The sequence below is a fragment of the Salinivibrio sp. ML323 genome (assembly GCF_001995745.1).
Taxonomy (GTDB): domain Bacteria; phylum Pseudomonadota; class Gammaproteobacteria; order Enterobacterales; family Vibrionaceae; genus Salinivibrio; species Salinivibrio kushneri.
Genome location: NZ_MUES01000051.1, coordinates 1 through 6,311, shown reverse-complemented (window position 1 = coordinate 6,311; position 6,311 = coordinate 1). Strand labels below are relative to the sequence as shown.

The following is a 6,311-nucleotide window of genomic DNA, read 5'->3' as shown; positions in this document are numbered from 1 at the left end:
GGCTTACATCGTGCTGGCGCTTTTCCGACCTAAGCCAATGGTGCCATTGATGCTTGTCTAGTCTACGTATGATTTGGAAAAGGGAGTACGGAGAAGAGCGAGAAGCAGTGCCTAGGCCCTTTATCTACAGTGCCTGTCACGATCGGTTAGCTACCAGGGACAGGCACTTTTAGCCAGGGCGGCTATCGGGGACAGGCACTTTTATGATTGCTCTAGCGGGCTGAGGAGGAAGTCGTTATGATGCCTCTCCTCAATGACCAACCGGTAAATCCCTTCGTTATGTTTTCAATTGTCGACCAAAACCAACACTTTGTGGTGATCAACAAGCACCATGGCGTTAGCGTGCAGAAAGAGGCCGATGAAGCGGCACTGTTACCTGCGGTCGCGGCGTATATTGGGGTTGAGAAGGTCTACCTTGTGCATCGTTTAGATAAGATGACGTCGGGCTTGCTGCTGCTGGCAACGTCCTCTCATGCGGCGTCTGTCCTCTCAGGATTGTTCGCGTCACGCGAGATAGAAAAGTGCTATTTGGCATTAAGTGCGAAAAAGCCGCGTAAGAAACAGGGATTGATTGTCGGCGATATGGGTAAAGGTCGGCGAGGCAGTTGGAAGTTGCTTGCCAGCAAAGATAACCCGGCGAGGACGCGTTTTATCTCTATTGCAGGCGGTGAGGGGCGGCGACTTTTTCTCTGTCGGCCTTACACAGGCAAAACCCATCAAATTCGCGTGGCGATGAAAAGCATCGGCTCTCCGCTTATCGGTGATGATTACTATGGCGGCGAGCCTGCCGATCGTGGCTACTTACACGCTTATGGGCTGCAATTTACCTGTCGTTTTGCCGATGATCAGCCAGCCAAGCACTACAGCTATGTGCTGCCCCCGAGCAAAGGCGAGTTGTGGCCAGCCTTACCGGTGGAGTGGGAGCAGCCTTGGTGCTTAATTAGCTAGCACAGCTGGGTGCATTGATAGCGTTATTGAGGATTTGTCGGCCGCGGGTATCGCGAACCAAAATGGTATAGCTAATACCATTGTCTAACATACTGCGTATGTCGCTATCTTGGCAATAACGACGTTTTAAACCGGAAAAGAGCTCTCCTGGTGCTTTTTTGGCATTCTTATCCAGAAGCGTCAGCTCGATGATGGCATCTTGCGCACGTGCTCGAACCAGTGAGTAGCCTTCAATATCCATCGGCAGTAGCTGTGCAATCATGTCGGCACGTTGGATTGCGGCTTCTGCGGCTTGGTCATGCTGGGTACTGCTACATGCACTGAGTACTAGCCCCAGGCAGGCCATCATCAGTATTTTTACATATCGCATTAGGCTGGATCCTGCGGAAGCACTTTTTTGAACGGTTTTACGGTCACTTCTGCATAAACGCCGGCGGCAACATAAGGGTCTTTGTCGGCCCATGCCTTTGCGGCTGATAGTGACTCAAACCAGGCAATAACGGTCGAGCCCGTAAATCCAGCTTCGCCTGGCTCATCGCTGTCAACGGCAGGGTTTGGCCCGGCAATCATCAAGCGGTTTTCTTTTTCCAGTTGGTGTAAGCGTTCAAGGTGTGCGTCACGCGCTTGCTTGCGTAGCGGTAGGCTGTTCTCGACGTCTTGCGAATAAATGAGATACCACATCGTTGTTGTCCTTGATAGATGTTTATAGCCAGTAGGATACAGAGTCCAGATTTCTGAGTACAGCGTATTAGAAAACATTGGAAAACATTGGCGGGACAGGCACTTTGAAAACATTGGTGGGACAGGCACTTTAAAACATTGGTGGGACAGGCACTTTAAAACATTGGTGGGACAGGCACTTTTGTCAGAACATTTAACATTGGTGAGAACATTGGTGGGACAGGCACCAAAAGTTAAAAGAGTTAAAAGTGCCTGTCCCAAGATGTACCCTCTAAAGTGCCTGTCCCACGATGTAGCTAGTCGAAAATAGGTGGCACTTCTTCTTTTAATCTCTGATTCACTTCGTTTTTATCAAAGTGTTTTGCGTCCCAATCCTGCATGTTGAAGAAGTTCAGGATCTCTTGCTCATCGTCGTTGAGTGGTGCGCGTTTTGATAGTTTGAGTAGGTTTTTGTATCTATCTATACCGCCGCAGTCTTCTGGTGGGCAGGCGCCATTGCCTGCCGTGACTTTAGGCTGCGTGCAATTGCGGGTATTCAGTTTCTCAAGGGTGATGGTGTGGTGCCAGTTATCACCAAAATCATACACATACGCGATGGTGTCTCCGGGGTCTTGCAGTGCTGCCCCAATGGGTAAATACGCCGCTTGAGTGTCGGATTCATCGTCAAGGTCAATATGACCAAGGGGTGTGATAAACATGGCAAGATGTTGGTGCTCCCAACCCATAATGGCTTGAATGCAATCGTGTAGCGCGATAAAAGGTAAGGCGTTTGAAATGGTAAAACGGCGCCAGATTTTTGGGCGGCTATTATCAAGCTCAATGTGCAGTACGATGCCTTGGGGACGTTCTATTTCCTGGGGGCTGTGTGCCACCGGATGATATTCCGCTTGCTGTTGCATACTCAGCTCTGCGAGCTGGTCGAAAAGCGGAAAGGTTTTTCTCATACGATCAGGTGCTTGCAACGCATACGCCGCGGCAAATATAAATAGTTTGCTCGGTGAAAACGGTGTGCTGTCTTGATTGCTGTAATGCGTGATCAGCCCACTCAACGCGAGTGCTTTGATATAGGGTTCAGGGTGTTCGAGATAATGGCGGTTCCGGACTTTGCGTATGGTATCTAGCGTTGGGTCGATCGATTCAGCGATCGTCCATGTCTCTATCAATGGGGTATTGACTAACAGTTTGCTGGATCGATGTCCTCGCGCTATCGCGTCGGGATGTTCTCCTGGGAAGTCACACGTGGAGGCGAGTTTATCTAATGAGAACGGTTGCGGCTCGGTCCATTGGGACGGGAGAAGCGCCAACATATGTAGCGTGTCAGGATCGAGGACCTCATGCTGTTCGTCCAGGGCCCAACAAAGTATGTGTCGCAATATATTGGGGTGGCATTGAACGACGTCGACAGCGGTGTCCATTTCTGCGGTCATTTTTTTATATTGCACAGTGTCGACGGGATTGGTATCAAAATAGCTATCCACTAAACCGAAACCTAAGCGAAAAACGCCACCGAATACGTGTGCATTTTTAGTCGTTGGGTCGATGAGCAGTCCGTTAAATAGTATGGCATGGTTGCCGTCTGGATAGGACAGGTAAAGCTCGGTCACTTGATGTTGTTCTGCTTGTTTGCTGTATTGCATGGCTGATTTTTGCCATGCTGACAGGTGGATTTTTACGCTATCGTGACCAAAGCGCTGGATCAGGGTTAGATATTGGCGCTGTCCAAGGGACTTCCATTTTTTTGCTGGAAGGCTATTGAGTACACTCGCTGCGGTGTTGGCGATCTTAGGATCGGCATTGAGGCTCAAAAGCAAAAGCGCATCAATTGACCAAGGTTGACGGCTCATCATTGTGAGCAATCCTTGAATTTCCTGCTTGGTGAGAAAGACAAGTTCACCACTGACGAATTGACAAAAAGCAAGCCCGGTGTCGACGCCAAATTTATTGAGGTCAGCGACAAGATTCTCGGTAACCTTTTCAGGGTCTTGTGCCAAGTATTCTTGTTGCTCAGTGATCTCCTGCCGACTGCGTTCACGCACTTTCACAATGATCGCATCGTCAACATGCAGTTTAAGGTGTTTCATGCATTTGATGATTTCGCTGGCGAGTACCAGATTAATGTGATCGTCGTCTAGCTCAAGTGCTTGAGTGAGGATTTTATTCGCGATATCGATGATTTCAGTGATGTCATGACGACGCGAATGAATACGCAGGTCATCGGCCATTTGTGAAAAGTAATCGACAAAAAGCTCTTCTTGACGTTGGTCGAATGTCTTTGATAACGATAGACCAATCGGTATCGCGGTAATAAAAGACTCTGGTGAACCATTTATCAACTGACGTTGATCTGCGCTGATATCGGTGATGGGCGTGTAGTGTTGGATAGCCTCAAGGAGCGCCTGCGCAGACGGTGGAAGTTCCATATTCTTGGCCTAGGTTGTGATTAATTAATTGTTTAAGCGTACAAAAAATTAATCTCAAAAACGAGTTTTGTCTTTTTTCTTTTGGTGGGACAGACACTTTTCGCTTTATCCGCTTTATCCGCTTTATCCGCTTTATCCGGTCGCTTTACTTTATCTACTTTATCCGGGACAGTCACCACTAGTAACCTGCAAGCCGTTGTTAAGATGCCTGTCCTAGTAAAATTTCGTAAAATTTCTAATGAAATCTTACCTCTTTAAAACCCGAACATGCCTTTACCTTCCTGTAACTGGAGGGTTTATCCTGGGGAAATAACGATGAGGGGATAATATGGGATGTTGTAATCAGTCCCCAGAAGGTGGGTCCAAAGGGCTAAAGCCGCTCTTAAAAGCGGTAGGTGTTTTGTTCGTGTTTATAATGGTGCTGGCTTATTGGGTAGGGTAGATTTTCGGGCTAGTATGACGATTCCCTTACGCATTGATGCGTGTTTTAGTGCTAGCCTCAACGATTTGGGATCATGACGCCTGTCATGCGCTTTAGGCCCAGTGTCGGTAATACGGCTTGGATACTCGACAGTGAGCCTACAACATTTCCGCACTCTAAATGAGCGCATGTGGTCAGCCAGGTTTCATTCGACATATTCAGTCGTGTGAGTAGGGGAAGCCGCTGATTTGAGCCCCTTTCTTGTCCCTTGTGGCTGGTCCATTCAACAAGTGCTAAATAGTCCATTAGCCGAAACGGAATGCCGTCGGGCATAGATTTCCTCGGATTTCCTGCAAAGGCGAATAAGCCTGCTGGTGTCGCTTTATTTTGCTCGAGTGATTCAACGCGCTTTTTTATCGATGTGTAATTCGAATACTTGGGCTGTTTGGCGATACCTGCTCTCACGGGGTTTAAATCGACATAGGCCATTGCCGCAGCAAGAGCTTTGTCATCCAACAAGGCCTGACTTTTAAAGCGTCCCTCCCAAAAATGCCCCGTGCATTGATCTTCTCGGTTCGCTTGCGCTGAAATATATTGATTGAGCAGCTTCATAAACCAACTGACAGACATCAAACGCTCGCGCCAGCTCTCAATGATCCGACAGCACGCTTTGTACTCTGATTTGGAGAGAGATTCTCCCTGACGAAAACGTTGGATGAGTACTGGAGCCTGGTGAAAGGCTAGCCAGCGGTCGATAACGTCGGTATTTGTCAGGGATTGGGCGGCTTTTGCATTGATATGTAGGACAACGTGATAATGATTGCTCATAATGGCGTAAGCGCAGATATCGATGCAAAAAGCTTTGGCTAGTGTAAGCAAACGCGTTTCTATCCATGCGCGACGATGCTCATAGCTTTTTTGCGATTGAGCGTCATAGCCACACAGAAAAGAGCGGCGCACGCAGCGTGAGACGCAATGGTAATAGGGTGTTGCTGCTAGGTTCACTAAAGATGCGCGAGCTTTGGTCATCGTCAGTCCCTTTTGGTAGATGGGTGTATGTAAAAGGTACTGTATAAATGAACAGCCATCATCTTTTCTGGCCTGGTTTTTCGTGACAGTACAAGAAATACTGTAACTGTGAGATTGGTTAGTTACTAAAGGCGTCTGTCCCGATTAGTAAACAACGGGGACAGGCGCAAACTACCAGGACAGTCACCAAGAGGTGTTTGTATCCGGCGAAAACTAAAAGTGCCTGTCCCCACAAAGAGAAGCTGCCATAAGAAGTTAGGCAGGGGCGCCGCTGTGAAAGCGGAATTGGCTGTCGGGCGCTTGGATCAACTCGGCTTCGCGCTCGCCGATGGTTTGGATACGGTCGCGAATGTCTTCGCCGGCGATGGTTTCTGCAAGCGTCAGGTAATCTTGATAATGGCGTGCTTCCGAGCGCAGTAGCGAGATGTAGAACGTCTGTAGTTCATCATCGAGGTGTGGGGCGACTTTGGCAAAGCGCTCGCAGGAGCGTGCTTCAATGTAGGCGCCAATAATCAGTTTATCGACTAAGGTTGCCGGTTCGTGAGTACGTGCCGCGCGCATTAATCCTTTGGCGTAGCGACCTGCTTCTAACGGTTGATAGGGAATGCCGCGTGCGTCCATGATTTCAATCACTTGCTCAAAGTGATGAAACTCTTCTTTGATTAACCGGACCATTTTATCAATCAAGGCTTGGCCGTGGGCAAAGCCGGCTTTAGGGGTTAAAGGCGCGCTGAGGCCGTTTTTACGCGCGTGGAAGATCCCATCGCGAATGCGGCGATAGACAAAGTCTTCAGCGATAGACAAAGTCTTCA

Annotated in this window: 6 protein-coding genes; 1 reads left to right on the top strand and 5 read right to left on the bottom strand. The window is 48.6% G+C overall.

Going from position 1 to position 6,311, the window contains the following annotated elements:
- Positions 1-279: 279 nt before the first annotated feature.
- Complete coding sequence (locus tag BZG13_RS14935) at positions 280-948, top strand: TIGR01621 family pseudouridine synthase (RefSeq protein WP_077487182.1); 669 nt, start codon at positions 280-282, stop codon at positions 946-948.
- On the opposite strand, the gene gspS2 is transcribed toward BZG13_RS14935, so the two are convergent.
- From gspS2 to BZG13_RS14910, 5 genes are all read right to left on the bottom strand, one after another.
- Entirely contained in the window at positions 941-1,318 is a 378-nt protein-coding gene (gene gspS2 / locus BZG13_RS14930) for a type II secretion system pilot lipoprotein GspS-beta (RefSeq protein WP_158074911.1), read from the bottom strand. The two genes, BZG13_RS14935 and gspS2, sit on opposite strands and share 8 nt — an antisense overlap.
- A complete protein-coding gene (locus tag BZG13_RS14925; RefSeq protein WP_077461202.1) occupies positions 1,318-1,629 on the bottom strand; it encodes a YciI family protein in 312 nt (103 codons plus the stop codon). Before BZG13_RS14925 ends, gspS2 begins: the two co-directional genes overlap by 1 nt.
- Before the next feature lie 296 nt (positions 1,630-1,925).
- Positions 1,926-4,049: a plasmid pRiA4b ORF-3 family protein gene (locus BZG13_RS14920; protein WP_077487179.1), complete on the bottom strand. Its 2,124-nt coding sequence runs from the start codon at positions 4,047-4,049 to the stop codon at positions 1,926-1,928.
- A 499-nt stretch (positions 4,050-4,548) separates the two neighbouring features.
- Positions 4,549-5,499, bottom strand: a complete 951-nt coding sequence (locus BZG13_RS14915; protein ID WP_077487178.1) for a transposase — start codon at positions 5,497-5,499, stop codon at positions 4,549-4,551.
- 255 nt (positions 5,500-5,754) lie between these two features.
- On the bottom strand, positions 5,755-6,311 hold a 557-nt coding region (locus BZG13_RS14910; RefSeq protein WP_108743910.1), incomplete at its 5' end, for a tRNA-(ms[2]io[6]A)-hydroxylase.

Bases quoted from the DNA above. Each gene is read 5' to 3' on its own strand.
- BZG13_RS14915 (WP_077487178.1), bottom strand. From the start codon at position 5,499: ATGACCAAAGCTCGCGCATCTTTAGTGAACCTAGCAGCAACACCCTAT.
- BZG13_RS14925 (WP_077461202.1), bottom strand. From the start codon at position 1,629: ATGTGGTATCTCATTTATTCGCAAGACGTCGAGAACAGCCTACCGCTA.
- BZG13_RS14920 (WP_077487179.1), bottom strand. From the start codon at position 4,049: ATGGAACTTCCACCGTCTGCGCAGGCGCTCCTTGAGGCTATCCAACAC.
- BZG13_RS14935 (WP_077487182.1), top strand. From the start codon at position 280: ATGTTTTCAATTGTCGACCAAAACCAACACTTTGTGGTGATCAACAAG.
- gspS2 (WP_158074911.1), bottom strand. From the start codon at position 1,318: ATGCGATATGTAAAAATACTGATGATGGCCTGCCTGGGGCTAGTACTC.